Annotated in this window: 25 protein-coding genes and 3 pseudogenes; 21 read left to right on the forward strand and 7 right to left on the reverse strand. The window is 71.6% G+C overall.

The features are described 5' to 3' along the window. Positions 1 to 340 precede the first annotated feature (340 nt). The 6 genes and pseudogenes from FVA80_RS19790 (at position 341) to FVA80_RS19815 (ending at position 4,431) form a co-directional block, all read left to right on the forward strand. Positions 341 to 1,057: a PhoH family protein gene (locus tag FVA80_RS19790; protein WP_147910209.1), complete on the forward strand. Its 717-nt coding sequence runs from the start codon at positions 341 to 343 to the stop codon at positions 1,055 to 1,057. Between the two features lie 132 nt (positions 1,058 to 1,189). Further along, a complete protein-coding gene (locus FVA80_RS19795) occupies positions 1,190 to 1,426 on the forward strand; it encodes a hypothetical protein (protein ID WP_147856748.1) in 237 nt (78 codons plus the stop codon). Positions 1,427 to 1,590: 164 nt separating this feature from the next. Continuing rightward, a complete protein-coding gene (locus tag FVA80_RS19800) occupies positions 1,591 to 1,875 on the forward strand; it encodes an accessory factor UbiK family protein (protein WP_147910210.1) in 285 nt (94 codons plus the stop codon). Positions 1,876 to 2,164: 289 nt separating this feature from the next. Continuing rightward, a complete protein-coding gene (locus tag FVA80_RS19805) occupies positions 2,165 to 2,674 on the forward strand; it encodes a YbjN domain-containing protein (RefSeq protein WP_147856750.1) in 510 nt (169 codons plus the stop codon). Between the two features lie 23 nt (positions 2,675 to 2,697). After that, positions 2,698 to 3,500 (forward strand): annotated as a pseudogene (gene proC / locus FVA80_RS19810) (pyrroline-5-carboxylate reductase). Between the two features lie 94 nt (positions 3,501 to 3,594). After that, positions 3,595 to 4,431, forward strand: coding sequence for a TetR/AcrR family transcriptional regulator (locus FVA80_RS19815; protein WP_147910211.1), 837 nt, complete (start codon positions 3,595 to 3,597; stop codon positions 4,429 to 4,431). Positions 4,432 to 4,694: 263 nt separating this feature from the next. Here FVA80_RS19815 and FVA80_RS19820 read toward each other — a convergent pair whose 3' ends face one another. Then, positions 4,695 to 6,686, reverse strand: coding sequence for a methyl-accepting chemotaxis protein (locus FVA80_RS19820; RefSeq protein ID WP_246692043.1), 1,992 nt, complete (start codon positions 6,684 to 6,686; stop codon positions 4,695 to 4,697). A 580-nt stretch (positions 6,687 to 7,266) separates the two neighbouring features. Continuing rightward, a complete protein-coding gene (locus tag FVA80_RS19825) occupies positions 7,267 to 7,704 on the reverse strand; it encodes a histidine kinase (RefSeq protein WP_147910212.1) in 438 nt (145 codons plus the stop codon). A 236-nt stretch (positions 7,705 to 7,940) separates the two neighbouring features. Between FVA80_RS19825 and argJ the strand changes: the two genes are divergently transcribed. The 4 genes and pseudogenes from argJ to FVA80_RS19840 all read left to right on the forward strand — a co-directional run bounded on the left by argJ (position 7,941) and on the right by FVA80_RS19840 (position 10,326). Then, a complete protein-coding gene (argJ, locus tag FVA80_RS19830) occupies positions 7,941 to 9,191 on the forward strand; it encodes a bifunctional glutamate N-acetyltransferase/amino-acid acetyltransferase ArgJ (protein WP_147910213.1) in 1,251 nt (416 codons plus the stop codon). Then, positions 9,188 to 9,388 (forward strand): hypothetical protein, encoded by a 201-nt coding sequence (locus FVA80_RS31415; RefSeq protein ID WP_246692501.1) that lies wholly within the window; start codon positions 9,188 to 9,190, stop codon positions 9,386 to 9,388. Before argJ ends, FVA80_RS31415 begins: the two co-directional genes overlap by 4 nt. 23 nt (positions 9,389 to 9,411) lie before the next feature. Beyond that, a pseudogene (locus FVA80_RS31420) lies at positions 9,412 to 9,726 on the forward strand (SIMPL domain-containing protein); the annotation flags it as partial. 171 nt (positions 9,727 to 9,897) lie between these two features. After that, complete coding sequence (locus FVA80_RS19840; protein ID WP_147910215.1) at positions 9,898 to 10,326, forward strand: (deoxy)nucleoside triphosphate pyrophosphohydrolase; 429 nt, start codon at positions 9,898 to 9,900, stop codon at positions 10,324 to 10,326. Positions 10,327 to 10,475: 149 nt separating this feature from the next. Here FVA80_RS19840 and FVA80_RS31425 read toward each other — a convergent pair whose 3' ends face one another. The 5 genes from FVA80_RS31425 to FVA80_RS19860 form a co-directional block, all read right to left on the reverse strand. Beyond that, positions 10,476 to 10,907, reverse strand: coding sequence for a hypothetical protein (locus FVA80_RS31425; RefSeq protein ID WP_246692044.1), 432 nt, complete (start codon positions 10,905 to 10,907; stop codon positions 10,476 to 10,478). A gap of 177 nt (positions 10,908 to 11,084) precedes the next feature. Beyond that, the gene (locus tag FVA80_RS31430) at positions 11,085 to 11,450 is read right to left on the reverse strand and encodes a Gfo/Idh/MocA family oxidoreductase (RefSeq protein WP_348644584.1); all 366 of its coding nucleotides are present in this window, start codon (positions 11,448 to 11,450) and stop codon (positions 11,085 to 11,087) included. Positions 11,451 to 11,481: 31 nt separating this feature from the next. Then, a complete protein-coding gene (locus tag FVA80_RS19850; RefSeq protein WP_147957860.1) occupies positions 11,482 to 11,901 on the reverse strand; it encodes a DoxX family protein in 420 nt (139 codons plus the stop codon). Between the two features lie 37 nt (positions 11,902 to 11,938). After that, complete coding sequence (locus tag FVA80_RS19855) at positions 11,939 to 12,571, reverse strand: alpha/beta hydrolase (RefSeq protein WP_147910918.1); 633 nt, start codon at positions 12,569 to 12,571, stop codon at positions 11,939 to 11,941. Between the two features lie 62 nt (positions 12,572 to 12,633). Continuing rightward, positions 12,634 to 13,560, reverse strand: a complete 927-nt coding sequence (locus FVA80_RS19860) for a ring-cleaving dioxygenase (protein WP_147910917.1) — start codon at positions 13,558 to 13,560, stop codon at positions 12,634 to 12,636. Positions 13,561 to 13,686: 126 nt separating this feature from the next. Here FVA80_RS19860 and FVA80_RS19865 point away from each other — a divergent pair. From FVA80_RS19865 to FVA80_RS19915, 11 genes and pseudogenes are all read left to right on the forward strand, one after another. Then, positions 13,687 to 14,606 (forward strand): annotated as a pseudogene (locus FVA80_RS19865) (LysR family transcriptional regulator). 471 nt (positions 14,607 to 15,077) lie between these two features. Next, on the forward strand, positions 15,078 to 15,770 hold the full coding sequence (locus tag FVA80_RS19870) for a GntR family transcriptional regulator (RefSeq protein ID WP_147910915.1): 693 nt from the start codon (positions 15,078 to 15,080) through the stop codon (positions 15,768 to 15,770). 320 nt (positions 15,771 to 16,090) lie between these two features. Then, positions 16,091 to 17,245 (forward strand): transporter substrate-binding domain-containing protein, encoded by a 1,155-nt coding sequence (locus FVA80_RS19875; RefSeq protein ID WP_147909882.1) that lies wholly within the window; start codon positions 16,091 to 16,093, stop codon positions 17,243 to 17,245. Then, complete coding sequence (locus FVA80_RS19880; protein ID WP_147909883.1) at positions 17,242 to 17,868, forward strand: ANTAR domain-containing protein; 627 nt, start codon at positions 17,242 to 17,244, stop codon at positions 17,866 to 17,868. The genes FVA80_RS19875 and FVA80_RS19880 overlap by 4 nt, the downstream gene beginning before the upstream one ends. 171 nt (positions 17,869 to 18,039) lie before the next feature. Beyond that, positions 18,040 to 18,885, forward strand: a complete 846-nt coding sequence (locus tag FVA80_RS19885; RefSeq protein ID WP_147909884.1) for a nitrilase family protein — start codon at positions 18,040 to 18,042, stop codon at positions 18,883 to 18,885. A gap of 36 nt (positions 18,886 to 18,921) precedes the next feature. Then, complete coding sequence (locus tag FVA80_RS19890) at positions 18,922 to 20,079, forward strand: substrate-binding protein (RefSeq protein WP_187193430.1); 1,158 nt, start codon at positions 18,922 to 18,924, stop codon at positions 20,077 to 20,079. Positions 20,080 to 20,184: 105 nt separating this feature from the next. Beyond that, positions 20,185 to 21,018 (forward strand): branched-chain amino acid ABC transporter permease, encoded by an 834-nt coding sequence (locus FVA80_RS19895; protein WP_147909886.1) that lies wholly within the window; start codon positions 20,185 to 20,187, stop codon positions 21,016 to 21,018. Next, positions 21,011 to 22,810, forward strand: a complete 1,800-nt coding sequence (locus FVA80_RS19900; RefSeq protein WP_147909887.1) for an ATP-binding cassette domain-containing protein — start codon at positions 21,011 to 21,013, stop codon at positions 22,808 to 22,810. Before FVA80_RS19895 ends, FVA80_RS19900 begins: the two co-directional genes overlap by 8 nt. Next, positions 22,803 to 23,534 (forward strand): ABC transporter ATP-binding protein, encoded by a 732-nt coding sequence (locus tag FVA80_RS19905; protein WP_147909888.1) that lies wholly within the window; start codon positions 22,803 to 22,805, stop codon positions 23,532 to 23,534. The genes FVA80_RS19900 and FVA80_RS19905 overlap by 8 nt, the downstream gene beginning before the upstream one ends. Positions 23,535 to 23,537: 3 nt before the next feature. Next, the gene (locus FVA80_RS19910; RefSeq protein ID WP_147909889.1) at positions 23,538 to 24,461 is read left to right on the forward strand and encodes a DUF1028 domain-containing protein; all 924 of its coding nucleotides are present in this window, start codon (positions 23,538 to 23,540) and stop codon (positions 24,459 to 24,461) included. After that, positions 24,454 to 25,860 (forward strand): amidase, encoded by a 1,407-nt coding sequence (locus FVA80_RS19915; protein WP_147909890.1) that lies wholly within the window; start codon positions 24,454 to 24,456, stop codon positions 25,858 to 25,860. The genes FVA80_RS19910 and FVA80_RS19915 overlap by 8 nt, the downstream gene beginning before the upstream one ends. Positions 25,861 to 25,894: the final 34 nt, after the last annotated feature.

Raw genomic sequence — 25,894 nt, forward strand, 5'->3', positions numbered from 1 at the left:
GCGGTCGTGCCGGATGGCCGCGCCCGCCCGTGTCCCGGGCCCTCGACCTGATGCCATCTTGCCAGCGTCCCGGCATTTCACGCGGCGCGGCACCGACCGTCACCCCCTGGTCACACCCGCCGCGCAAACGTCCCGTGCGAATCGCGTTGGTGCGACGCTTGCACAGCGTATTCGACCCCGGGCGAGGCGGCGTGACGCTCTCCACAGGCGAATAGCACGGGGCGGAACCTTCGGCATGGCGCCGGAATTAGTTTCGGAATAGAGTAAGTCCGGGAGCACCAAGGTAAACGGCAGTTCATCGACAGATCCAGGTTGGCAAGTCCCGTTGGAGTGTTGATCCATGAAGCGACGCCGCACACGACTTGAACTGGTTGAAGACCGCACGCCCCGTATTCACCGCACCCGCTTCGACGAAGAACGCAACCTCAGCCCGATCCAACCGCTCACCGACCGCCAGGCCGAATATCTCGACGCCCTGGCCAGCGCCCCGCAGGTGATCGTCCTCGGGCCCGCCGGCACCGGCAAGACCTACATCGCCGGGACCCGCGCCGCCGACCAGCTCCGCCAGCGCCGCATATCCAAGGTCGTGATCACCCGCCCGAACGTGCCCTCAGGCCGCTCGCTCGGCTTCTTCCCCGGCACCCTGGAGGAGAAGATCGCCCCCTGGGTCGCCCCGCTCACCGAGGCCATGAAGGAGCGCATGGGCCAGGCCGCCTTCGAGATCGCGCTCAAGACCGGCGACATCGAGATCGTGCCGTTCGAGGTGATGCGCGGCCGCACCTTCAAGAACTGCCTGGTGATCCTGGACGAGGCGCAGAACACCACCACCGCCGAGATCAAGATGTTCCTGACCCGGATCGGCGACGACTGCCAGGTCATCATCAACGGCGACGTCTCCCAGACCGACCTGCGCGAGACCTCGGGCCTGCGCACGGTGATGCACCTGATCAAGAGCCGGATGATGCCGATCCCGGTGGTGGAGTTCACCCGCGACGACATCGTCCGCTCCGGGATCTGCGCCGAATGGGTGAAGGCGTTCGAGGAAACGAATCTCTAACCCAGAAGTTGATGGCGGCGGGTCCTCGCGGGCCCGCCGTGCCCTCACCGGCACGAGACGACTCTCCGAACCTCCCGCTTGGGAGGATGAACCGGGCGCCATGCCCGGATATCAGAACATTGGAGTCTCCTCGTGAGGAAACTGACTTTCGCCTTCGCGGTTCTCGCCTCGATCGGCGGCGCCGCTCTCGTCCAGCCGGCCAGCGCCGCCCCCGGCCTGCCCTCGGGGATCTCCGCACCTGAAACCGTCACGCAGGTCCGCATGCACCCGGTGGAGCGGCGGATGATGCACCGGCGCATGGAGCGCCGGATGATGCACCGGCACATGCACCGCAAGATGATGCATCGCCGGATGATGCGCCGCATGTGATCGCGACGGGCGGGGCCTTCGGGCCCCGCTTTCATGTCCGGCGCGCGTTCGCGTCGGGAGCGCGTTTCCGGCGTTGCTCCACACCCCGCGGATTCCTATCTCGTCACCTGAGAATCGCGCAGTCAGGCGGCCGAAGCGGCAGCCGGCCGATCCGGGAGACCACGATGCCCCCCTCGAACCGACTGTTCGACGACCTCGCCCGCCTGATGACCGACGCGGCCGGCGCCGCCCAGGGCGTGCGCCGCGAGGCCGAGACCGTGGTCAAGGCGCAGGCCGAGCGCCTCGTGCGCGACCTCGACATCGCCTCCCGCGAGGAGCTCGACGTGCTGCGCGACCTCGTGACCAACCTGCGGGCGCAGAACGACGCGCTCACCGCCCGGGTGACCGCCCTCGAGGCCAAATCCGGCACCGCCGCGGCCGGCGTGGCGGGGCTCAGCGAGGCGATCTGAGTCCGCACGGCAACGCTTCTGGCTTTTGCACAGGAAGCGCAGCCGACGATTTCGTTTCCTGTTCACCGAGCGTGACCTGCACTTTGTGTCGCGAGTCACGGCCGGTCTATAGTCAGGCATAGGGTGATTCGACGGCTGCCAGGCGATGTCCGCAGCGCTTTGACAGTCGATCGCGTCACCCCGGCCCGTCTCTGACGGTCGTAGCAAGTTCTCGGAGTGTTCTCACACTCCTTCTCGCGTCCCCGTCACGTCGGGCTGGATCGATTCCGGGCCGTCCCTTTGGATCGTCATGCCGCTTCTCCACGTCGACTTCCACGACCCTGACCGGAACGAGCATCCGCTCGACGTCGTCGAGCGTCTGGCGTCCCTGCGCGACTGGATCTTCGACCGGGCCGAGACCGACGAGATGTCGATCACCAGCCCCGGCCGGTGGACCGACTACCATGTGGCGTTCACCTGGATCGAGGATGTCGAGGCCCTGCACGTGGCCTGCGCCTTCGACCTCAAGGTGCCGGAGCGGCAGCGCACCGAGGTGCTGCGCCTGATCGCGATGATCAACGAGCAGCTCTGGATCGGCCATTTCGACCTGTGGTCGAGCGACAGCGTGGTAATGTTCCGGCACGCGCTGCTGCTGGCGGGCGGCGCGGTGCCGACCCACCCGCAATGCTCCACCATGATGAAGACCGCCGTGGACGCCTGCGAGCGCTACTTCCAGGCGTTCCAGTTCGTGCTCTGGGCCGGCAAGAGCGCCCGCGAGGCGTTGGACGCCGTGCTGTTCGAGACCGAAGGCGAGGCGTGACGGCCGCCCCCGACGCCGCGCGGATGCCGCCCTCCCTGGTCCTGGCCGGGGCCGGCAAGATGGGCGGGGCGATGCTGGCGGGCTGGCTCGAATCCGGCCTCGATCCCCACGCCACCACCATCATCGACCCGGTGCCGTCCCGCGAGATCGCCGAGCTGTGCAGCGCGCGCGGGATCCGGCTGAACCCGGCGGAGGCCGAGCCCGGCGCCGTGCTGGTGCTGGCGATCAAGCCGCAGGGCCTGGAGGCGGCGGCCCCCGGCCTCGACCGGCTGATCGGCCGCGACACGCTGCTTGTGTCGATCCTGGCGGGCAAGACCGTCGCGGATCTGCGCGCCCGGCTGCCCCGGGCCCGGGCCGTGGTGCGGGCCATGCCGAACCTCCCGGCCAGCATCGGCCGGGGCGCCACCGGCGCCTGCGCGAGCCCGGAGGTGACGCCGGCCCAGCGCGACGCGGCCGACGCGCTGTTCTCCGCCAACGGCGCGGTGGCGTGGCTCGCCGACGAGGCCCAGATCGACGCCGTGACCGCCGTGTCGGGCTCCGGACCGGCCTACGTGTTCCTGCTGGCGGAGGCCCTGGCCGAGGCCGGGATCGCCGCCGGGCTCGATCCGGACGTGGCCCGGACCCTGGCGCGGGCCACGGTCTCGGGCGCCGGGGCGCTCCTCGACGCCAGCCCGGCCGAGGCGGCCGAGCTGCGCCGCAACGTCACCTCCCGGGCGGCACCACGGCCGCGGCCCTCGACGTGCTGATGCGGCCGGACGGCCTGGCGCCGCTGATGCGCGAGGCCGTGGCGGCGGCCCGGCGCCGGGCTGCCGAGCTCGCCGGCTGACATCCGTGCGGCATCGCCGCGCGACGGCCCTGCCCATCGCCGCCGCCGTGCCTAGATAGGGGCTCGACGACCGACAGGAGCGGGCGACAGACCCATGACCGAGACCAGAGCCCCGTCGAAGCGTACCCGCAAGGGCGCGAGCACCCCGCAGGACGGTACGGCCCCGGATCAGGCCAGCCAGGCCGGCACGGCGCCGGAGACCTCCGCACAGCCCGAATCGGCGCATCCCGAATCGGCGCAGTCCGGCTCCGCGCCGAAGCCGTCGCCCCGCGAGGCGGCGGTCGAGGCGCTGATGCGGCTCGCCGCCGAGCAGCCGTGGAATGACATCGAGATCGGCGACATCGCCCGGGAGGCGGGTCTGACGCTTGCGGAACTGCGCGACCTGTTCCCGTCGAAGGGTGCGGTGCTCGGCGGCCTGACCCGGATCATCGACCGCAAGGTCCTGGAGGGCGACAGCGCCGGCCTCGAGGAGGAGCCGACCCGCGAGCGCCTGTTCGACGTGCTGATGCGCCGGCTCGACGCGATGACCCCCTACAAGCCGGCGCTCCGCCGGATCGCCTACGCGCTGCGCGGCGAGCCGCTGTCGATGCTGGCGCTCAACAGCGTTATGCTGAACTCGCACCGCTACATGCTGGCGGCGGCCGGGATCGACACCGAGGGGCCGCTGGGCCAGCTCAAGCTCCAGGGCGTTGTGATCGCGTTCGCCCGCGTCACCCAGGTCTGGCTCGACGACGAGGATCCGGCGCTCGCCCGGACGATGGCCAAGCTCGACAAGGAGATCCGCAACGGCGAGCGCCTCATGGAGCGCGCCGAGGATGCCCGTCGGCTGACCGCGCCGTTGCGCGCGCTCGGCCGGTCCCTCCTCGACCGGCGTCCCAGCGCCCGGCGCGCGCCGGACGGCGACGAGACGGATCCCGCGGCGGCGATCTAGCGCCGCGTTGGGCGGGACGTCGCAGAGCGACGCCCCGACCTTGCGGGTTTCATATCGCCCGTGAAAGGCGGAACGCACGCTCCTTCCCTTGCGGGGATGGGCAAGCGCCTCTTTGCAAGCGCTTGCCGCCGGACGCGCCGTACGAAGCCACGCGCGCCGCGTGCTGTGGTGCGTGCGACCAGCGCCTCCACCTCGGGATGGGGTGGAGGGAGGGAATCACCCGACAGCGGAACGAGCGCCCCGCGGCAGGCCGCGCGCCCGCCTCAGGCCGCCTGGATGACCCGCAGGAAGCCGTCGACCTCCTGGCGGACCTTCTGGGATTGCGAGGCCAGCTGGGACGCCGCGTGCAGCACCTGCGTGGCGGCGCTGCCGGTCTCCCCGGAGGAGGCCAGCACCTGGGCCACGTTGGACGAGACGTCGCGGGTGCCGCGGGCGGCCTCGCCGGCGTTGCGCGAGATCTCGCTCGTCGCCGCCGTCTGCTGCACCACCGTCGAGGCGATCGAGCCGCTGATCTCGTTCACCGCCGCGATCGTGCGGGCGATCTGCTCGATCGCGGCGGCAGCCTGATGGGTGGCCGCCTGGATCGCCGCGATCTGGCCGCCGATCTCCTCGGTGGCCTTGGCGGTCTGCCCGGCCAGTTCCTTCACCTCGGCGGCGACCACGGCGAAGCCGCGGCCGGCCTCGCCGGCGCGGGCCGCCTCGATCGTGGCGTTCAAGGCCAGCAGGTTGGTCTGGCCGGCGATCCCCGAGATCGTCGTGACCGCGGCGCCGATCTGCTCGGAGGCGAGCCGCAGGCTGGCCATGGCGGTGTTGGTGGCCTCGGCCTCGTGGGCCGCGTGGCCCGCGACCTCGTTCGAGCGGATCACCTGCCGCTCGATCTCCTGCAGCGACGCGACCATCTGCTCGGCGGCGGCCGCCACGGTCTGGACGTTGGTGGAGGCCTGCTCGGCGGCGGCGCTCGAGGCCACCGCCTGGGTGTTGGTGTCGTCGGCGACCTGGGTCATCGAGCGCGCCGTGGCATCGAGTTCCGTGGCGGCCCCGGTGACGACCTCGAGCGAGGCGGCGACGTTCTGCTGGAAGGCGCGGACCAGCTGGTCGACCCGCTCGGCCCGGCTCAGGCGGGTCGCCTGCTCGGCGGCCTGGGCAGCTTCCAACTCGGCGCGGACGATGGCGTTCTGGCGGAACACGTCCACCGCCTTGGCCATCTCGGCCATCTCGTCCCTGGCCCTCGGCGCCGGAACCTCGACAGCGGTGTCGCCCTCGGCGAGGCGCTTCATCGCGTCGGTCATGCCGGCGACCGGCCGGATGACGCTGCGGGCGATCAGGAAAGCCAGAAGACCACCGACCCCCACGGTCAGGCCGATCAGGCCGATCTGCCCCCGCTGAGCACTCGCCACCGCGGCCGACGTCGTCGCCGAAATCTCGGCGACCTGGGACATCACCCTCGTGCGCGCCGTCTCGGCGTGCTGTTCGATCTTGTCGGCTTGCGACTTGATACCAAGCTCGAAGGTCGCTTTGACGTTGCTCGCCGCGTCGTCATAGGCAGTAACGGTGCCGGCATAGGTATCCAGCGCTTTGGCGATGGCCGTGACCATCGGCATGAGTGTTGCGCCGCCCGTCTCGAACGCCCGCAAGGCGGCGCGGGTCTGCTCGACAGCCTTCGCGAAGACGCCCCGATCCTCCGGACGCAGTCTGATCGTGAGGCGCGCGGCGGCGAGCCGGGTCCGCAGCACGGCGTTCTCGACCGCCTGAACCCGATAGATCAATGCGTCGTCGGCACGGCCGCGCGCCTCGGCGATCAGTGCGTCGGCGAAGCGCGTGAGCTGATCCCCACCCGCAAACATGGCGGTTCTGGTTTCGGTCAACGTCGAGCCGGCCGCCGCGAGTCGCTCCAGTCCCGGCTTCAGGGCCCGCGCCTCGTCGCGGATCTCACCGTAGATCTTGCGCCGCTCTTCACTCGGGGTCGCCACGAGGTGGTTGATGCTCGCGGCCTCGATCGCTTGGCGCATCTGCTCGATCGCGGCGACCTGCGCGGGATCCGACTCGAAGCGGTACTTCTCTGCGGCGCCGGTCAGGCGGAGGGCGAGGTTGCTGATCGCGAGGATCGACCGCGAACCTTGGTCCAGACGAGAGCGCGCGTCGTAATACCCATCGATCGTGCTTTGCTGATGAAGCGAGAAGGCACCTATGCCGGCAGCGATCAGCACAAGCATCGCAAAGCCGGCATAGAGCCGGTGGCGGATTCCCAAGGTCACAGGCGTACAACTTTCATTGATGCGTACCATCGATGGGCACGGCACCCATAAAAGTCAGTCGAATGACATTCATGTGTCAAAATTAATTCGCAAATCACGATAATAGTTAAAAGATAAATTATCAAAATCTGATACTGGCGGGCCAATCATGCTTTGTGATGCGCCCCACATTCTCCAAATGCATGTTCGCCGCGCGCGTGATTTGATAAAAGAAAAATCATTATCTTTCTGATCCGGGCCCTTTCCGAAACGAGATGAAACTTATCGATACATCGAGAACAGCGGGCTGAATTATCTAGTTTCCAAATGCATAGCCAGGAAACTTTACGTGCCAGGTGTCGGCGATAAGCAGACGAACCAGGATGGCACCGGGTCAGCTTTTCGTGGTGACGACCGGTGCATCGCCGGCGCGCTCCCCGGGATCCGGGGGTACGGCACCCGCCCCGGACGACATCCCGACGCGCGGAATGGTGAGCGATTCGACGGGCGGCGGAACCTCCCGACATCCACGCCGCGCTGGGTCAGGCAACAAGTCTCGGGGGTACGGGACTCGCGAATCGGTGGGCGGGATACAGGCCCGTCAGGCCACGCGGTCGGCCAGCGCCTCGCGCATCAGGCTCGCGACCATCCCGTCCTGGAACTGCTCGCGCTGGATGAACAGGGCATCCGGAACCAGCACCGAGGCTTCCTGCGCCGGCGGATCGATCGGGTCGCTGGACAGGACAATGCGCAGGCCCGGGCGCAGGGCCCGCGCCTCGACCGCGAGCTGCGCGCAGCACAGGCCGCCGCCCTGCAGGGCCGCATCCACCACCATCACGTCCACGGGCAGCCCGAGGGCCAGCACCGTCATGGCGTCGACGCCGCGGTCGCAGGCGGTCACCTGATAGCCCAGCATCCGGATCTCGGTGGAGATCTCGTCGCGCCACCGCTTATGGCGGCCGACGACCAGCACTTGGATCCGGTAGCAGACGCCCTGGGGCAGCCTGCCGGAGGCCGTCTCGACGTCGGTTGTGGGCATCGTCCGCACTCGACCTCGCTCTGGCATTGCGATGCACCATGCTATGCCGGGAACCGAGCCCCGCGCAAGTCTGCCGCCGCGAAGACGCCGCATTCGGGGGCGGCACTGCCCAAAGCGCGTGCAGCCTCACGCTTAGGCAGCAGCCCCGGGCGGCGGCGTGCGGTTGACGGCGCCGGGGTCGCGCGCAACACCGGGCCGCCGCGGGACGCCCCGCGCGCTGCCGGAGCTTTGAGTCGATGTCGTCCGCGAAATCCCCGCCCGTCTCTCCGCTGGCGCCGCGCGCTGTGCCGGAGCTGCCGCCGCTCCCGGGCGTGCGGATCGCCACCGCGCAGGCCGGCATCCGCTACAGCGGCCGGACCGACGTGCTCTACGTCGACCTCGCCGCCGGAACCCGCGCGGCCGGCGTGTTCACCCGCTCGAAATGCCCGTCGGCGCCGGTGGATTGGTGCCGCGAGGCCCTGGCCCACGGACCGGCCCGGGCCCTGGTGGTCAATTCGGGCAACGCCAACGCGTTCACGGGCCGGCTCGGCCGGGAGGCGGTGGCCAAGACCGTCCAGATCGCCGCGCAGGCGGCCGGCTGCGGGGACCGGGAGGTCTACGTCGCCTCCACGGGCGTGATCGGCGAGCCGCTGCCGGCCGAGCGCTTCGAGGGCGTGCTGGCCGACTGCGCCGCCCGCGCCACGGACGGCCCGGCCGCCTGGGCCGAGGCCGCCCGGGCGATCATGACCACCGACACCTTCCCCAAGCTCGCGACCCGGACCGCCGAGATCGCGGGCGTGCGCGTCACCATCAACGGCATCGCCAAGGGCGCGGGCATGATCGCCCCCGACATGGCGACCATGCTGGCCTTCGTGTTCACCGACGCCGCCCTGCCGCAGGCCGCCCTCCAGGCGCTGCTGAGCGCGGGCACCAGGACCAGCTTCAACTGCGTGACGGTGGACGGCGACACCTCGACCTCCGACACCCTGCTGCTGTTCTCCACCGCCAAGGCCGGCAACGCCGAGATCGCCGACGCGGCCGACCCGCGGCTGGCCGGCTTCAAGGCGGCGCTCGACGGCCTGCTGATCGAGCTGGCCCAGCTCGTCGCCAAGGACGGCGAGGGCGCGCGCAAGTTCGTCACCGTGCGGGTCACGGGCGCCGAGAGCGACGCCTCCGCGCACAAGATCGCCATGTCGATCGCCAACTCGCCGCTGGTGAAGACCGCGGTGGCCGGCGAGGACGCCAATTGGGGCCGGGTGGTTATGGCGGTGGGCAAAGCCGGCGAGCCCGCCGACCGGGACCGGCTCGCGATCTGGTTCGGCGACGTGCGCGTGGCCGTCCAAGGCGCCCGGGACCCGGATTACAGCGAGGACGCCGCCAGCGCGGTGATGCGCGAGCCCGAGATCGGGATCCGGGTCGATCTCGGGTTGGGCGAGGGCCAGGCCCGCGTCTGGACCTGCGACCTGACCAAGGCCTACATCGAGATCAACGGGGATTACCGCTCGTGAGGGCCGGCCTCGCCGGCCTTCTCCTGCTCGCCCTGCTGCCCGCCCGGGCGCACGCCGACGATGACGCGTGCAAGCGCCGCATCAGCGTCGTCGGGCACGCCGCGGAGGCGCGGGCACCGGACTTCGCCGAGGTCACGGTCGGGATCGAGGCGCGGGGCCGGCGGCGGCGGCCCTCGACGCCGCCTCGAAGGCGGTAACCGGCGTCTCGGCGCAGGCGCGGGCGCTCGGCGTGCCGCCCGCCGACATCGGCACCGCCGCGGTGACGCTCCAGGCCGGCGCGCGCTCCGTGACCCGGCCGGGCGGCCTCGTCACCGAGGAGCCCGACGGCTACCGCGCCGGCAACACCGTGACCGTGCGCCTCGCCGACATGGACCGCCTCGGCGACCTGCTGCGCCAGGCGCTCGATGCGGGCGCGAACCGGATCGACGGGGTGAGCTTCGGCCTGCGCGATCCGGACAAGGCCGAGGCGGCGCTCCAGGTCGCCGCCGCGCGCGATGCCCGGACCCGGGCCGAGGCGCTGGCCGAGGCGCTCGGCGCCAAGCTCGGGCCGGTCTGCGTGCTCACCACCGCGGGGGCGCGGTCCCGCCGCCGCCGGCCTTCAGCCGGGCGCTGGCGGCGCCGATGGCGGCCAGGGCCGGCGCGTCCCGATCGAGGCCGGCACGATCCAGCTCTCCTCCGAGGTCTCGGCCACCTTCGCGGTGGCGCCGTGAGCGGGCCCGGGACGCCCGCCCTGCGCCTGTTGCTGGTGGTCGCGGTGGCGCTGGTCGACGTCGACGGCCGGATCCTGGTGAGCGAGCGCCCGGCGGGCAAGCAGCTCGCCGGCCTGTGGGAGTTCCCCGGCGGCAAGGTCGAGGCCGGCGAGCGCCCGGAGGAGACCCTGATCCGGGAGCTGTCGGAGGAACTCGGCATCCGGGTCGAGGAGCCGTGCCTGGCGCCCCTGACCTTCGCCAGCCACGCCTATCCGGACTTCCACCTGCTGATGCCGCTCTACGTCTGCCGGCGCTGGTCGGGCACGCCGCGCCCGATGGAGGGCCAAGCGCTCAAATGGGTCCGCCCGAAGGCCCTGCGCGACCTCGCCATGCCCCCGGCCGACACGCCGCTGATCCCGTTCCTGGTGGAGCTGCTGGGGGGGTGAAGCGGGCGAAAGCCGTCCTTTCGAGCGCGGAAGAAGGTACGTGCGCCTTCCCTCCCCCCTCTGCGGGGGAGGGAGAGGTGCCCGGGGTCGGCCTGAGCCCTCGTCCGGAAGCGATGTCTGACCATCTTGGCCCGCCGACATCCAAATCCTCACAGCGCCAGAATCCCCTCCACCACCTCCTGCACGGCGAGCGCTTCCGCGAGGGTGGCGAGATGGTGGGGTTCGCCGCGGGTCATGCGGGCGACGCCGTCGAGCTGGCGGCGCAGCGCGATCGGGCGAACCTCCGCGTTGGGCAGCGCGTCGGGGGCCGGGATGAAGGTCCCGTCCGGGGCGCGGCGCTCGGCGATGGCCCAGTCGCGCAGGCGGATCGTGCCGGCATCGCCTTCGAGCGTCCAGGTGTTGCGGTCGTCCTCCGCGACCCCGCCGACCCGGCCGGTGAGCGTGACCGGGACGTCGCCCGCCGTGAGCGTCACGTCGATCGCCCGCTCGGAATGGCCGGGTTCCGGGAACGCGACCGTGCCGGCGAGCCCGTGGAGGGGCCCGCACAGGCGGTGGCTGAGGAACAGGAAGTGCGAGACCACCTCGCGGGTGAAGCCGCCCTCGGCCCGGGCGTCGAGCCAGCGCGCCGCGTCGGCCTGCCAGGGCGCGGCCAGCGGGCGAAGGCCACCGCGATGGTGAGCCGCCGGGGCGTCCCGACCGCGCCGTCGGCGATCCAGCGCTGCAGCGCAGCCACGCCGGGCGAGGAGGCGAACGGAAGTTCACCGCCCCGGCCGCCCCCGCGGACGCCACGAAGGCGCGGGCCTCGGCGAGGTCGACCGCCAGGGGCTTCTCGCAGAACACGGTCCGGCCGGCGGCCAGCGCGGCCCGGGCGTAGCCGAGATGCGAGCCGGCGGCGAGGCGACGTACACGCAGGCGCTCGCCGCCACGACCGCGGCGGCGTCGGCGACCCGCGGCACCGCCGGGAAGGCCGCGCCGACCCGGGCCAGGGCCTCCGGCGACGGATCCCACAGGGCGGCGACCCGAACCGGCGAATCCGGCGCCCCGTGGAGGGCGGCGATCAGGCGCTCGCCCATGATGCCCGCGCCGATGATCCCGAGGGCGAGCGGCGCGTCGGTCGTGGTCATTCCTGGTCCCTGTGCTGGTGACGGCGCCCGGTCAGATCCGGCCCTGCCGGGCGTCGAGGCTGAACGGGCCGGCCCCGAAGGCCGCGACCTGAAGCAAGCCGCCCGCCACGGCGAGGTTCTTCAGGAAATGGAACATCTGGTTCGGGTCTGCCAGCGCCGTGTGGAAGGTCAGGGCGGTGGCCACCGCGAACCCGGCGAGCCCGAGGGCGACGAGCCGGGTCCGGTAGCCGAGGATCAGCAGCAGGCCGCCCAGGACCTCCACCAGGGCGGCGGCCGCGAACGAGACCTCCGGCAGCGGCAGGCCGGCGGCCCGGATGGTGGCGAGCGTCGCCTCCGGGGCGGCGAGCTTGCCGACCCCGCTCACCAGGAACAGGGCGCTCATCAGGAGCCGGCCGGATACCGGCAAGAGGGCGGCGGCGGGGGCGGCGGCGGGGGCGATCGGGGAAGCCATGGCGATACCCGGTTCAAGGTGGGGACGTTGGCGCGGATCAGGCCGCGCCCGGTCGGGCGAGGCCGCGGATCCAGTCCGCCGCGAGGCCGACATCGGCCTGGGACAGGCCGTGGCCGACCGGCACGACCCGGTGCGCCACCGCGGCGCCGGCCGCTGTGAGCTGGTGGGCCAGCCGGCCGGCGTTCTCGGCGGGGACGATCGGATCCATCGCCCCGGAGAGCATCAGCACCGGCTTGCCCGCCAGGTCGGCGACGGGCGGCTCGGAGAGCGGCACCATCGGGCGGATCAGCACGGCGCCGGCCAGCACCTCAGGCGCCAGCATCAGCAGCGCGGCGGCGATGTTGGCACCGTTGGAGAAGCCGAGCGCCACGGGGGCGGCGATCCCGTAGCGCTTCCGCGCCGCGGCCACGAAGGCGGCGAGCTCCGCGGTGCGGAGGCGCAGGTCGGCCTCGTCGAACACACCCTCGGCCAGGCGCCGGAAGAACCGCGGCATGCCGTTCTCCGTCACCGCCCCGCGGGGCGACAGCAGGGCGGCGCCCGGGGCCACGATCCGGCCGAGCGGCAGGAGATCGTGCTCGTTGCCGCCGGTCCCGTGCAGGAGCAGCAGCGGCGGGGCGTCGGCGGCGCCGGGTTCGAACAGGTGGATCAAGCCGAGGGAATCTTGGGTCATGGCGACCTCACGGGTGGCATGGTTGGCGCCTCCGCTCCGTTCGTCCGGAGCGGAGGCTTCGGTCAGGCGACCTTCGGCAGCACCGCCTCGATCTGGGCCCGGTGCGGCTCCAGCCCGGCGGGCAGCTTCAGGGCGGTGCCGAGGGATTCCGCCGGCTCGTCGATGGCGAAGCCGGGGGCATCGGTGGCGATCTCGAACAGCACGCCGCCGGGCTCGCGGAAGTAGACCGACCGGAAGTACTGCCGGTCCCGCTGCTCGGTGACCTGGAGGCCGAGCCCGGCGAGTTTTTCGGCCATCGCGGCCTGCGCGGCGTCGTCGGCCGCCCGGAACGCGATGTGGTGGACCGAGCCCGCCCCCTGCCGGCCGGGCAGGAAGCCGCCCACCGCCCGGAGGGTCACGAAGCCGCCGAGCGCCGCGCTGCCGGCGAACCGGATCAGGTTGCCCTCGCGGGCCTCCTCGCGCAGGCCCAGCACCTCCGTGAGGATCGCGGCCGTTCCCTGTGCCGTCTCCAGGAGGAGCGTCACCCCGTGCAGGCCGCGGATCGCGTGCTCGGCCGGCACCTCGGCCGAGGCCCAGGCGGGCTCCGCCTCCGCGCCGTCGACGCCCACCAGCGCCAGCATCATCCCGTCGGGATCCCGGAAGCGCAGGGTCGGCGCACCGAACACCTGGACCAGCGGCTCGTGGGCGACGGCCTTCTCGATCAGCCGGTGGGTCCACCAGCCGATCGAGCCCCGGGGCACCCGGAACGCGGTCTCCTGGGTCTCGCCGATCCCGACCCGGCCGGGGGCCGCGTGCGCGATCGGAAAGAAGGTCAGGATCGTGCCGGGCTGCCCGGACGCGTCGCCGTAATACAGGTGGTAGGTGCCCGGATCGTCGAAGTTGACGGTCTTCTTCACCAGCCGCTGTCCGAGCACGCGGGTGTGGAAGTCGAGGTTGCGCATTGCCGGGCCGGAAAAGGCCGTGACGTGGTGGAGGCCGGACTGCACCATGACGCTGTCTCCCGAGAGGCCGCCGCGAGAAGCGCGGTGGACGTGTGTCGATGACGGCAATCTGGCCCTTGCCATCGGATCCGAAAATAGAAACGCTGGAAACCCATCGTTTCCGGAATGAGACCCATGCGGCTCCCCGATTTCGAGGCCTGGGCGGTCTTCGCCAAGGTGGTGGAGGTGGGCTCGTTCGGCCGGGCCGCGGACGACCTCGGCCTGTCGAAGGGCACCGTCTCGAAGGCGGTGGGCCGGCTGGAGGCCCGGATCGGCGCGCGGCTGTTCAACCGCACCTCGCGCAAGCTCGCCCTGACGGAGGCCGGCCACGCCGCCAAGGCCGGCGCCGCCCGGATCCTGGCGGAGGGCGAGGCCGCGGAGGCGCAGGCCGTGGCGGGCGCCGCGGAGCCGCGCGGCCTGGTCCGCCTCGCGGCCCCGATGACCTTCGGGGTGATGCACGTGGCGCCGCTGTTGCCGGATTTCCTGCGGCAGCACCCGGCGGTCTCGGTGGACCTGCACCTGTCGGACGCGGTGGTAGATCTCGTCGGCGGCGGCTTCGATATCGGCCTTCGGATCGCGGCGCTGCCGGATTCCTCCCTACGGGCCCGGCGGCTCTGCGCGATCCGGCGCTCGCTGGTGGCGACGCCGGCGTATCTCGACCGGCACGGGCGGCCCGGACATCCGGACGACCTCGCCCGCCACGCCTGCCTGGGCTACGCCTACCTGCCGACCCCGACCGCTGGCGCTTCATCGACGCGGCCGGCGCGGAGGCCGTGATCGTGCCCGGCGGACAGCTGCGGGCGAACAACGCCGAGGCGCTGGCCCCGGCGCTCCGGGCCGGGCTCGGCCTCGCCCTGCAGCCGGACTTCATGATCTGGGACGACCTGGAGGCCGGGCGGCTCGAGCGGGTCCTGCCAGGCTGGTCGCCGCCCCCGATCGCGCTCCACCTCGTGACGCCCCCCGGCGACCCGCGGCCGGCCCGGATCACCGCGCTGCTGGGCTATCTGGGCCAGACGCTCGCCCAGGCGCCCTGGGCCGGTCCGGCGCCGGGATAAGGCCGCCGCCATGGGCGGCACGACCGGCCATCGCAGGCCTGCGGGGCTGAAATTCTAACGTGGTTGAATGCCGGTCCGGCAAGAGCGCGGGACAACCGCAATCCGACCATGTCCCGACGGCTGCTACACGTTGAATGATTTTATACAAAGTTTCTTGACTCGCACGATTGTATCTGACGAGATCGAAACTCTTGATGACCCGACCTTTCCAGGGATGGCCGGGACCCGAATCGATCGACGCGCGTCTGCTTCCGGCGTCGATCGGACCGATCCCCGGACGTCATGGGAGGGATGCGGTGTCGACCGACGTTGGAACCGTCCTGCGGGTCAGGGCATCCGTCGCGCAGGGCCGCGTCGCCCGATGAGGACACCGATCGAGAATCCCCAGCGCCGCACGCCCGCCCGCGTCCGGCATCCGCTCCAACCGCGCGCCCGGCTTGTGCCCGTGAGCTCCGTCCGGTCGAGGCCCCGATGCTGACTGCGGTGCCCTCTCGCTCCGTGCCTGACCGCCTGCGCCACAAGACCGTGGCCGCGGCCGTCGCGGAATCCCTGCGCCAGAGGATCCTGACCGGCGAGTTTCCGGCCGGCACGCAGCTGCGCCAGGACGCGCTCGCCGAGGAGTTCGGGATCAGCCGGATCCCGATCCGCGAGGCGCTGCTGCAGCTCGAGGCCACCGGCCTGATCAAGATCATGCCGCATCGCGGGGCCGTGGTCTCGGGCCTGTCGGTGGAGGAGGTCGAGGACATCTTCGCCCTGCGCGTCCGGCTCGAGCCGGAACTGCTGGCCCTCTCGGCGCCGCGCCTGTCGGAGCAGGACCTCCAGGGCCTGCGCGACCTCACCGAGGAATACGGCACCGCCCTGGAGGCCGGCGAGATCCTGCGCTGGGGCGAGCTGAACCAGCGCTTCCATCTCGACCTGCTGCGGCATGCCGGTCGCCCGCGCTCGCTGACCATCGTGGCCAGCCTGCTGCAGGATTGCGACCGCCCGACCCGGCTGCAGCTCTCGGCCTCCGGCGACGTCGCCCGCGCCGACCGGGAGCACCGGGAAATCCTCGCCCTGTGCGAGGCCGGCCGGTTCGACCGGGCGGCCGACCACCTGCGCCGTCACATCGAGTTCGCCGCGCAATCCCTGATCGCCATCTACCGGCGCGCGCTCACGCCGTGAACGACCCCATGGCAGCGCCCGGTGGCGGGCCGACCAGCGCCCGCACCCTGCTGGCCGGGATGCCCTGATCGCCCCCACGCGGTGGTCGCACGGTAAAATCGGTTCGCGGTCGGCTGCCCCACCACGGATAGCGTGGCCGATGGGGCCGCGCTCCTGCACGGGATGGCTTCGGCTGTGCAGGAGCGCCATATCCCGCCTCCCGGTCCCGCCCCCGCGCACCCGTCGCCCCGGCGCCTTGGTTTCCAAGGCTGTCGCGACTGCGTTAGGACGGGGCGCGCGCGGTCGCCCGGCGGGCGGCCTTCAGCACGGGTGGGGATGCCATGGCAGGCAAGGACGAAGCGACATGGCGGGTCGGCGTCCTGTTCTCACGCAGCGGGGTTAGCGGCATCACCGAGACCGAGCACTTCCTCGGCACGGCCCTGGCGATCGAGGAGATCAACACGGCCGGCGGCGTGCTCGGGCGGCCGATCGAACCGATCTGCTACGATCCGGCCGGCGACAACGATGCGTATCGGTCCTATGCCCGACGGATGCTCGCCGAGGACGGGGCCGAGGTGATCTTCGGATGCTCGCTCTCGGCCAGCCGCAAGTCGGTCCTGTCCACCGTCGAGCGGCACAACGGCCTGCTCTGGTACCCGTCGATCTACGAGGGCTTCGAGTATTCGGAGAACATCATCTACACGGGCGCGACCCTCAACCAGAACGTCTTCGCGTTGGCAGACTACCTCCTCCAGGAGCATGGCCCCCGGATCTTCCTGATCGGGTCCGACTACATCTACCCGCGCGAGTCGAACCGGGTCATGCGCGATCTGGTCGAGACCAAGGGCGGGACCATCGTCGGCGAACTCTACGCCCCCCTCGACGCCGACGATGCGGGCCATGTCGACATGATCGCCGAGATCCGCCACGCGGCGCCGGACGCGGTGTTCTCGACCGTGGTCGGGCGCGGCGCCGAGCGGCTCTACCGGGCCTACGCCGCATCGGGGATCGACCGGCGGCGCTGCCCGATCGCCAGCCTGACCCTGGCGGAGGGCCAGATCCGGGCGATCGGCCCGGACCGGTGCAGCAGCCACGTCCTGGCGGCCTCGTATTTCGCGGCCCTCGTGGGCGAGGAGAACCGGCGCTTCGTCACCGCCTTCCAGACCCGGTTCGGGTCTGAGCGCCCGACCAGCATGTGGTCTGAGACCGCCTACGCGCAGGTGCATCTCTTCGCCCGCGCCCTGGCGGAGGCCGGCACCCTCGATGCCGAGCGCCTCGGCGCCGCGGCTCTGCGGCAGCGCCTCGCGGCACCGGAAGGCGAACTCGCCTTCGATGGCGAGACGCGGCACGTCTGGCTCACCCCCGGCATCGGCGTCGCCCGCGCCGACGGGCAGTTCGACGTCGTCTGGCGGGCGCGCCGACCGGTGCGGCCCGATCCGTACCTCGCCTGGTCCCGGTTCGAGACGAACTGCCTGGACGAGGGGATGGCCGCGTGACGGCGCCCGCCCGCAGGATCCTGGACGACCTGAGGCGGGCGAGAGCCCTGGTCATCCATCCCAGCGACGAGGAGGGCGCCGCGCTTCTGGAGCAACTCCGGCGCCTCGGCTGCGCGGTCTCCCTCGCCTGGCCGCCGCCGGCGGCCTTACCGCCGGACATCGACACGCTGTTCATCCAGCTCGACGACGCGCAGGTGATGCACCTCCTGCCGTCGATCGAGGAGATCGAGCCCGCCGTCATCGCCATCGTGGCCTACGAGAGCCCGACGTCGCTGAAGGCGATCGCCGACGTCAACGCGCACGGGGTGCTGAACAAGCCGCTGCACCCGCGCGGGGTGCTGACCCAGTTTGCCCTGGCCCGCTATCGGCGCGGCTACGAGGGCCGGTTGATCAGCAAGATCAACCGGCTGGAGGAGACCATGAAGGGCCGCCGCACCGTCGAGAAGGCGGTCCGGCTGCTCGTGGAGCTCAACCGGATCGACGAGGAGGCCGCCTACAAGATGCTTCGGGACCGTGCCACCGCGTCCCGCGTGCCGATGGCGAGCGTGGCCGAGAGCGTCGTCTCGGCCCACGAGGCGATGAGCGGCCTCGGCTTGCGCATCGCGTTGGCGGAGAAGACCTGAATGCAGCAACCTGCCGCAAATATCACCTTGCGACCCGTCTTCAGGCGCGTATCGTAGTCTTATCGGGCAAGGTTGCCCCGCAGCAGCATTGCTGCATGACATCTCGGCTTTGGAGCCTCTGGTCCGCGGATGACGTCCGCGCCCAGGGGCTTTTTGCGTTTTGGAGCCATCATGATCCAAGCGAACGATCCCGCACGCCCGCCGTTACGGGTGTCCTGCATCCAGTTCGAACCGCAATTCGGTGCCGTCGCGGCCAATATCGCGCAGGCGTCCGATCTCATCCGCGCCGCCGTGGCGGAGGGCAGCCGGCTGATCGTCCTGCCCGAGCTCGCCAGCACCGGCTACGTGTTCGAATCCGACGCGGAGGCGGCCGCCCTCGCCGAGCCGGTGCCGGACGGGCCGACGGCCCGGGCCTGGGCGGCGCTCGCGGCGGAACTCGGCGTCCACATCGTGGCCGGCATCGCCGAGCGCGGGGACGGCGTCCTCTACAACGCCGCCGTGATCGTCGGGCCGCAGGGCTATATCGGCACCTACCGGAAGGCGCATCTCTGGGACCAGGAGAACGCGTTCTTCGCCAAGGGCGACCTCGGTTTCCCGGTCTTCGACACGGCGCTCGGCAAGATCGGGATCGCGATCTGCTATGATGGCTGGTTCCCCGAAACCTTCCGGCAGCTCGCCCTCGCGGGCGCCGAGATCGTCTGCATCCCGACCAACTGGGTGCCGATGCCCGACCAGCCCGCGGGCGAGGCCGCCATGGCCAACACCCTGCACCGGGCCGCTGCTCACGCGAACGGCGTCTTCATCGCCTGCGCCGACCGCGTCGGCATCGAGCGCGGCCAGCCCTTCGAGGGGCAGAGCCTGATCATCGGGCCCAAGGGCTGGCCGCTGGCCGGCCCGGCGAGCCGCGACCGGACCGAGACCCTCTCGGCCGTGGTCGATCTCGACGAAGCCGGCCGCAAGGATTTGAACGCATTCAATTCCCTCCTGCGTGACCGCCGCACCGACATCTACGGCTGACCCCGCCGCCACCGCGTCTTTCCCAGGAGCCCATTCATGATGACACGTTCTCTCATCGGCACGGCCGCTGCGCTCGTGCTCGCGGCCTCGGCTGCGCAGGCCGCCGACGAAAAGCCCATCGTCATCGGCGTGCCGATCGGTCTGTCGGGGGCCAACAGCGTCGTCGCTCCCTCGGTGGTGCAGTCGGCCGAACTCGCGGTCGAAGAAATCAATGCGGGCGGCGGCGTGCTCGGCCGGAAGCTCGTCCTGGAGGTGGCCGACGACGCCTCCGGCGCGGCCGGCGCACAGAAGGCCTTCGACGGCCTGATCTACCAGAAGAAGGTCGACGTCCTGATCTCCATGGAGACGAGCGCGGCCCGCAACGCCGGCCTGCCCGCCGTCACCAAGGGCCGCGTGCCGTACATCTACACCTCGTTCTACGAGGGGCATTCCTGCAACAAGAACATGTTCGTGGATGCCTGGGTGCCGGAGCAGCAGGTGCCGCCGGTGATCGACGCCTTCAAGGCCAAGGGCGCCAAGACCTACTTCCTCATCGGCAGCGACTACGCGTTCGGGCGCGGCATGCTCGGCTTCGCCAAGACCTACGCCGAGAAGACCGGCGGCAAGGTGGTGGGCGAGGAATACCTGCCGATGGACGGCAGCGACTGGACCGCGATCATCTCCAAGCTGAAGGAGGCCAAGCCCGACGCGCTGGTCACCTCGACCGCCGGCGGCGCGCCGAACGTCACGCTCACCAAGCAGCTGCGCGGCGCCGGCGTGTCTCTGCCCTTCGCCAACCTCGCGCTGGACGAGGGCACCGCCAAGAGCATGGGCGCCGACGCCGAGGGGGTCTACCTGTCGGCCTCCTACGTCACCGGGATCGACAGCCCGGAGAACAAGACCTTCCTGGCCGCCATGAAGAAGAAGTTCGGCGCCGAGCTGCGGACGCCCAACGATCTCTCGGTGCCGGAATACGAGGCGATCTACCTCTACAAGGCCGCCGTCGAGAAGGCGGGGGGCACCGAGACCGCGAAGGTGCTCGAGGCCCTGCCCACCGTGAGCGTGACCGGGCCGCGGGGCACGATCCGCATGAGCAAGCAGCACCACGCACCCCTGACCATGTATCTCGGCCAGATCCAGGCGGACGGATCGGTCAAGGTCGCGGGCACCTTCAAGGATGTCGATCCCGGCGAGCAGTGCCCGAAGCTGCCGTGACGTGATGCGCCTCTCCCTCCCTCCCGGGGGAGGGAGCGTCCGGGATCGGCCGTCGGGCCGATCCGCTTACGCCGCGCGAAGACGCCGGCCCATCCGGAAGCTGCGATGCTGCTCATCCTCGACATCCTGACCACCGCGGCGATCCTGTTCGTGGTCTCGATCGGCCTCCTCGCGATCTTCGGCGTCCTCAAGATCATCAATTTCGCCCACGGGGCGTGGCTGACGATCGGCGCCTACTGCGCCGTGGTGACGGCCAGGCTCGGGCTCAATCCCTGGGCGGCGCTGCCGCTGGCCTTCGTGGTCGGCGCGGGCCTCGGCGGCCTGGCGGAGCACTTCATCATCCGCCCCCTCTACCGCAGGCCGCTGGACGCGATCCTCGCCACCTGGGGGCTCGGGATCGTGCTCGGCCAGCTCATCACCCTGGCCTTCGGCCGCGACGTCCAGCTCACCCCGAACCTGTTCTCGGGCACCGTCGCATTCCTCGGCGTCGACTATTCCGCCTACCGGCTCGTGGCCCTCGGCATCGCCCTCGCGATCGGGATCCTGTTCGCCCTCACCATCGAGCGGACGCGGCTCGGCCTGTCGGCCCGGGCCGTGATCATGAACGAGACCCTGGCCCGCAGCCTCGGCATCGATACCGGGCGGGTGCGCCTGGTGGTGTTCATGATCGGCGCGGGCCTCGCGGCGCTGGCGGGCGTCCTCCTGACTCCGCTGACCAGCGTCGATCCCAACATGGGGGTGAGCTGGCTGATCGGCGCCTTCATGCTGGTGATGGTCGCCGACGCGTCCTTCCTGGCGCTCGCGGCGGCCTGCCTCGTCTTCGGAGCCGCGCAGGTCCTGATCAGCACCTTCGTCAGCCCGATCCTGGGCAGCATCGCCGTGGCAGTGCTCGCGGCCCTCGTCCTGCGCGTCAGCCCGAAAGGTTTCTCCCGTGCTTGACACGATCCCCGCCACGGAGCGCGCCGCCCTCTCCGGTGGACGCCTCGCCCGGACGGCGCCCCTCGTGGTCGCGGCGGTGGCGGCCTCGGCCCTCTGGATCGCGCCGGCGTTCCTCGACACCTTCGCGGTCAACGTGCTGACCCGCTCGATGATCTACGCGGTGCTCGCCGTCACGGTGGACCTGCTCTGGGGCTTTGCCGGCATCCTGACCTTCGGCCAGGCCGCCTTCTTCGGCGTCGGCGCCTACGCCGCCGCGATGATCCTGGGCGCCTACGGGGCGACCCCGCTCGGGATTGCGGCCGGCATCGCCACCGCGGTCGCGGCGCCGGCCCTGCTCGGCCTCGCGGTGGGGTGGCTGTCCTTCTATCACCGCTCGACGCCGCTCTACGCCTCGGTGATCTCGCTGGTCGTCCCGATCGTCGTGACGCAGCTCATCTATTCGGGCGGCGAGTGGACCGGCTCCAGCAGCGGCCTCGTCGGGTTCGACGTGCTGCCCTTCGAGATCGAGGGCTATTTCCGCCTCGCGGCCCTGTTCCTGATCGCCGTCACGCTGGCGGCCTGGATCCTGGTGCGGTCGGATGCCGGGCGCGCCCTCGTGGCGTTGCGCGACAACGAGGCGCGCTGCGCCTATCTCGGCCTCAACCCCCGGCGCCTGCAGATCCTCCTGACCGCGGCGCTGGCCGCCGTGGCCGGGCTCGCGGGGTTCCTGTTCGCCAACGCGTCCGGCGTGGTCGCCCCCGAGAATGCCGGCTTCCTGTTCGGCACCGAACTGGTGATCTGGGTGGCGCTCGGCGGCCGCGGCACGCTGCTCGGCCCGGTCCTCGGCACGATCGCCATCGACTACCTCGCGGCGAACCTCTCCGGCGACCTGCCCTTCCTCTGGCAGCTCCTGCTGGGGACGGCCTTCGTGGCGATCATCATCCTGCTGCCGGGCGGGCTCGCCGACCTCGCCGGCCGGCTGTGGCGGGCGCTGCCGCTCGGCCGGACGGAGCCCGCCGCCCCCGCCCTGGTGGCGCGGGACGCCACCGCCGCCGCGACCGCGACGGATGCGCCGATCCTCAAGGTGGAAGGCCTGGCCAAAGCCTATGGCAGCCTGACCGTGCTCGAAGGCATCGACCTGGAGATCCGGGCGGGCGAACTCGTCAGCCTCGTGGGCCCCAACGGCGCCGGAAAGACCACGCTGATGCGCTGCCTCAGCGACGGCACCGAGCCCTTCACCGGCGCCATCGCCATCGGCGGCACGGCGATTTCCGGCCTGACGCCGAACCGGATCGTCGGGCTCGGGGTCGGCCGCAAGTTCCAGGTGGCGAGCGTGTTCGAGAGCCTGTCGGTGGCCGATTGCCTGCGGCTCGCGCGGGCCCCGCATGACGGGCTGAACCCGGTCGGCCGGGCTCCGACGCTGGGCCTGCCGCAGGCGGCCCTCGACGTGCTGCGGATGACCGGCCTCGACCGCCTGCTGACGCAGCCCGCGCGCCTCCTGTCCCATGGCCAGAAGCAGGCCCTGGAACTCGCCATGGTGGTGGCGCTGGAGCCACGGCTGATCCTGCTCGACGAGCCCACCGCCGGCCTGACCAAGGCGGAGCGCACCACCATCGGGACCGTCCTCAAGGCGCTGACCGCCGGGCGCCGGATCGCCGCCGTCCTGGTCGAGCACGACCTCGACTTCGTGCGGGAGATCTCGTCCCGGATCGTGGTGCTGCACCAGGGCCGCCTGGTTCTCGACGGCACCGTGGACGCGGTCGTCGGCTCCGAGCTGGTCCGCACCATCTATTCGGGAGGCGCCCATGGTTGAGGTCGCGCAACGCACCGCGCCGTCGGGGGCCGCCCTCGACCTCGATGCCGTAGCGAGCGGCTACGGCGCCGTCTCGATCGTGAAGGGCGTGTCCCTGGCGGTGGGAGCGGGCGAGATCGTCGCCCTCCTCGGCAAGAACGGCATGGGCAAGACCACGCTGCTGAAGACCATCCTCGGGATGGTGGCCCTGCGCGGGGGCAGGATCACCATCGCCGGACAGGGGCTCTCCGGGCTGTCCCCCGCCAAGCTCGTGGCGCTCGGCGTCGGCTACGCCCCCCAGGAGCAGCCGCTGTTCCAGGACCTGTCGATCCGCGACAACCTGCGCCTCGCGGTGCCGTCCGACCGGCACCTGCCGGAGGCGCTGGAGCGCCTGTTCGGCCATTTCCCGTTCCTGAAGGACCGGCTCGCCCAGCGCGCCGGCACGCTCTCCGGGGGCGAGCAGAAGATGCTGATCCTCGGCCGCGCCCTGATGCTGCGCCCGCGCCTGCTCCTGATCGACGAGATCTCCGAGGGCGTGCAGCCCTCGATGGTCGAGCGCCTGCGCGCCGTGCTCCTGGCGGAGCGGGCCTCGGGCCTGTCCATGCTGGTGGTGGAGCAGCACGTCGCCTTCGCGCTGGGCCTCGCCGACCGCTACGCCGTGCTCAAGCTCGGCGAGATCGTCGACAGCGGCTCGGCCAAGGGCCCGGATGCGCAGGCCCGCGTCATCGACCACCTCGCGGTGTGAGGCATGATGGAACTCAACACCTTCTCCATCGCCGCCCGGTGTCCCCGGACCGGGCAGCTCGGCGTCGCGGTGGCGAGCGCCGTGCCGGCCGTGGGCGGCCTCTGCCCGTACATCCGGGCGGGGATCGGGGCCGTCACCACCCAATCCTGGGTGAACCCCTACCTCGCCCTGCGCATCCTCGACGGGCTCGCCGGGGGGCAGCAAGCGGACGCGGCCCTCGCGGCCGCGCTCGAGACCGACGACCGGCCGGACCTGCGCCAGATCGGGCTGGTGGATGCGGGCGGCGCGGCCGCCGCCTGGACCGGTGCCGGCTGCACGGCGCAGGCCGGGCACCGCACCGGAGCCGGATACGCCGTGCAGGGCAACATGCTGGCCGCCCCCGGCGTGATCGACGCCATGGCCGAGGCCTTCGCGGGCAGCGCCGCCTGCGACCTCGACGAACGGCTGATGCGCGTCCTCGAAGCCGGCGAGGACGCGGGCGGCGATCGGCGCGGCAAGCAATCGGCGGCGCTGAAGATCGTCGCCCGCGAGGATTATCCGTGCCTCGACCTGCGCGTCGACGAGCATGCCGCCCCCGTGGCCGAGCTGCGCCGCGTCCTCGCCGTGGCCCGGCGGCAGCTCGTGCCCTTCGTGGCCGGGATGCCGCGGCGGGAGGAGCCGGCCGGCGCGTTGCCGGAGGATGTCGCCGCGATGCTGCTTCGGTCTCCCGGCGAGCGGCCCGGCGCGGCGGCCGCGGGCGCGCTGGACCCGCTGCACGACATCGTCGGCCTGCCCCCGGAGCCGGCCGCACGGGTCGCGCACCTGCATGCGCAGTTCGCGCCGGTCCTGGCCGAGATCCGGACCCTGCGCGACCTCGACCTCGCGGCGGTCCATCCCCCGGTCGTCTTCGACCCGAGCCTCCCCTATCGCCGGGTGCCCCATGACTGACGCCATCTGGTCCCTGCCGATCACGGAGCTCGCCCGGCGGATCGCGGCGCGGGAGCTCTCGAGCGTCGCGCTCGTCGGCGCTTACCTCGACCGGATCGGGCGCCTCGACGGCGACCTCCAGAGCTTCGTGTGCCTGTCCTCGGCCGCCCTCGACGCGGCGCGCGCGGCGGACGAGGAGATCGCCCGGACGGGGCCGCGCGGGCCGCTCCACGGCATCCCGATCGGCATCAAGGACAATTACACGACCGCCGACCTGCCGACCCGGGCTGGCACCTCGGTCGACGCCCTGACCTTCCCGCGGGAGGACAGCCATTGCGTCGCGAGGCTGCGGGCGGCCGGCGCCGTGATCCTCGGCAAGCTGCGCATGCACGAATTCGCCTGGGGCATGGTCACGCCGCCGACGCGCAACCCCTGGGACCTCGCGCGGGTGCCCGGCGGATCCAGCGGCGGATCGGGGGCGGCGGTGGCAGCCCGGCTGTGTCCGGCGGCGCTCGGCTCGGATACCGGCGGCTCGATCCGGATCCCGGCGGCCCTCTGCGGCGTCGTGGGCCTCAAGCCGACCTATGGACGGATCGGCCGCTCGGGGATCGTCCCGCATTCCTGGTCCCTCGACCATGCCGGGCCGCTCACCCTGACGGTGGCCGACGCGGCGCTCCTGCTCCAGGTCCTGGCGGGCCCCGATCCGGCCGACCCTGCCGCCGCCTCCGTGCCCGTGCCGGATTACACGGCCGGGCTCGACGAGCCGGTCGGCGGATTGCGGGTGGCGGTGATCCGCAACCATTTCTTCGAGGCGGTCGACGAGGACGTCGCCGCGGCGGTCGAGGAGGCGATCCGCTTCTTCGCCGGGCAGGGCTGCACGGTCCGGGACGTCACGGTGCCCGCCCTGCGTTACGGGCTCGGCGCCATCTACGCCATCGAGCTGGCGTCCTCCACGGCCTATCACGACCGCAGCCTCGCGCAGGGCCACGTGGCGGGCTTCGCCGACGACGTCCGGGACCTCGTCGAGATGGGCCGGTTCGTGACCGGTCCGGACTACCTGCGGGCCGAGCAGGCCCGGGGGCTGATCATGGCCGAGATGGCCGCCACGCTGGACGACGCGGACGTGATCGTCACCCCGGCCTCGCCGCTGACCGCGTGGCGGACCGACGAGGCGACCGTGGCGCTCGCGGGCCGGCAGGAGAGCGTGCTGGCGGCGTCCTGGCGCCTCACCTACCCGTTCAATCTGACGGGGCTGCCCGCCATCGCGCTGCCCTGCGGCTTCGACCGGCGCGGCCTGCCGATCGGCCTGCAAATCGCCGCCCGGCCCTTCGCCGAGGGGATGCTTCTCCGGTTCGCGCACCGATACGAGCAAGCGCACGGTTGGTGGCATCGTGTCCCGCACGTCGGGAGGGAGCCGTGACCGCAAGGCGGCGACGCTGCTGCGGGCCCGCGTT

Source organism: Methylobacterium sp. WL1 (assembly GCF_008000895.1).
GTDB lineage: Bacteria > Pseudomonadota > Alphaproteobacteria > Rhizobiales > Beijerinckiaceae > Methylobacterium.

Excerpts from the sequence above, each read along its gene's own strand:
- FVA80_RS19790 (WP_147910209.1), top strand. The coding sequence starts at position 341 with ATGAAGCGACGCCGCACACGACTTGAACTGGTTGAAGACCGCACGCCC.
- FVA80_RS19800 (WP_147910210.1), top strand. The coding sequence starts at position 1,591 with ATGCCCCCCTCGAACCGACTGTTCGACGACCTCGCCCGCCTGATGACC.
- FVA80_RS19805 (WP_147856750.1), top strand. The coding sequence starts at position 2,165 with ATGCCGCTTCTCCACGTCGACTTCCACGACCCTGACCGGAACGAGCAT.
- FVA80_RS19815 (WP_147910211.1), top strand. The coding sequence starts at position 3,595 with ATGACCGAGACCAGAGCCCCGTCGAAGCGTACCCGCAAGGGCGCGAGC.
- FVA80_RS19825 (WP_147910212.1), bottom strand. The coding sequence starts at position 7,704 with ATGCCCACAACCGACGTCGAGACGGCCTCCGGCAGGCTGCCCCAGGGC.
- argJ (WP_147910213.1), top strand. The coding sequence starts at position 7,941 with ATGTCGTCCGCGAAATCCCCGCCCGTCTCTCCGCTGGCGCCGCGCGCT.
- FVA80_RS31430 (WP_348644584.1), bottom strand. The coding sequence starts at position 11,450 with ATGACCACGACCGACGCGCCGCTCGCCCTCGGGATCATCGGCGCGGGC.
- FVA80_RS19850 (WP_147957860.1), bottom strand. The coding sequence starts at position 11,901 with ATGGCTTCCCCGATCGCCCCCGCCGCCGCCCCCGCCGCCGCCCTCTTG.
- FVA80_RS19855 (WP_147910918.1), bottom strand. The coding sequence starts at position 12,571 with ATGACCCAAGATTCCCTCGGCTTGATCCACCTGTTCGAACCCGGCGCC.
- FVA80_RS19860 (WP_147910917.1), bottom strand. The coding sequence starts at position 13,560 with ATGGTGCAGTCCGGCCTCCACCACGTCACGGCCTTTTCCGGCCCGGCA.
- FVA80_RS19870 (WP_147910915.1), top strand. The coding sequence starts at position 15,078 with ATGCTGACTGCGGTGCCCTCTCGCTCCGTGCCTGACCGCCTGCGCCAC.
- FVA80_RS19875 (WP_147909882.1), top strand. The coding sequence starts at position 16,091 with ATGGCAGGCAAGGACGAAGCGACATGGCGGGTCGGCGTCCTGTTCTCA.
- FVA80_RS19885 (WP_147909884.1), top strand. The coding sequence starts at position 18,040 with ATGATCCAAGCGAACGATCCCGCACGCCCGCCGTTACGGGTGTCCTGC.
- FVA80_RS19890 (WP_187193430.1), top strand. The coding sequence starts at position 18,922 with ATGATGACACGTTCTCTCATCGGCACGGCCGCTGCGCTCGTGCTCGCG.
- FVA80_RS19895 (WP_147909886.1), top strand. The coding sequence starts at position 20,185 with ATGCTGCTCATCCTCGACATCCTGACCACCGCGGCGATCCTGTTCGTG.
- FVA80_RS19905 (WP_147909888.1), top strand. The coding sequence starts at position 22,803 with ATGGTTGAGGTCGCGCAACGCACCGCGCCGTCGGGGGCCGCCCTCGAC.
- FVA80_RS19910 (WP_147909889.1), top strand. The coding sequence starts at position 23,538 with ATGATGGAACTCAACACCTTCTCCATCGCCGCCCGGTGTCCCCGGACC.
- FVA80_RS19915 (WP_147909890.1), top strand. The coding sequence starts at position 24,454 with ATGACTGACGCCATCTGGTCCCTGCCGATCACGGAGCTCGCCCGGCGG.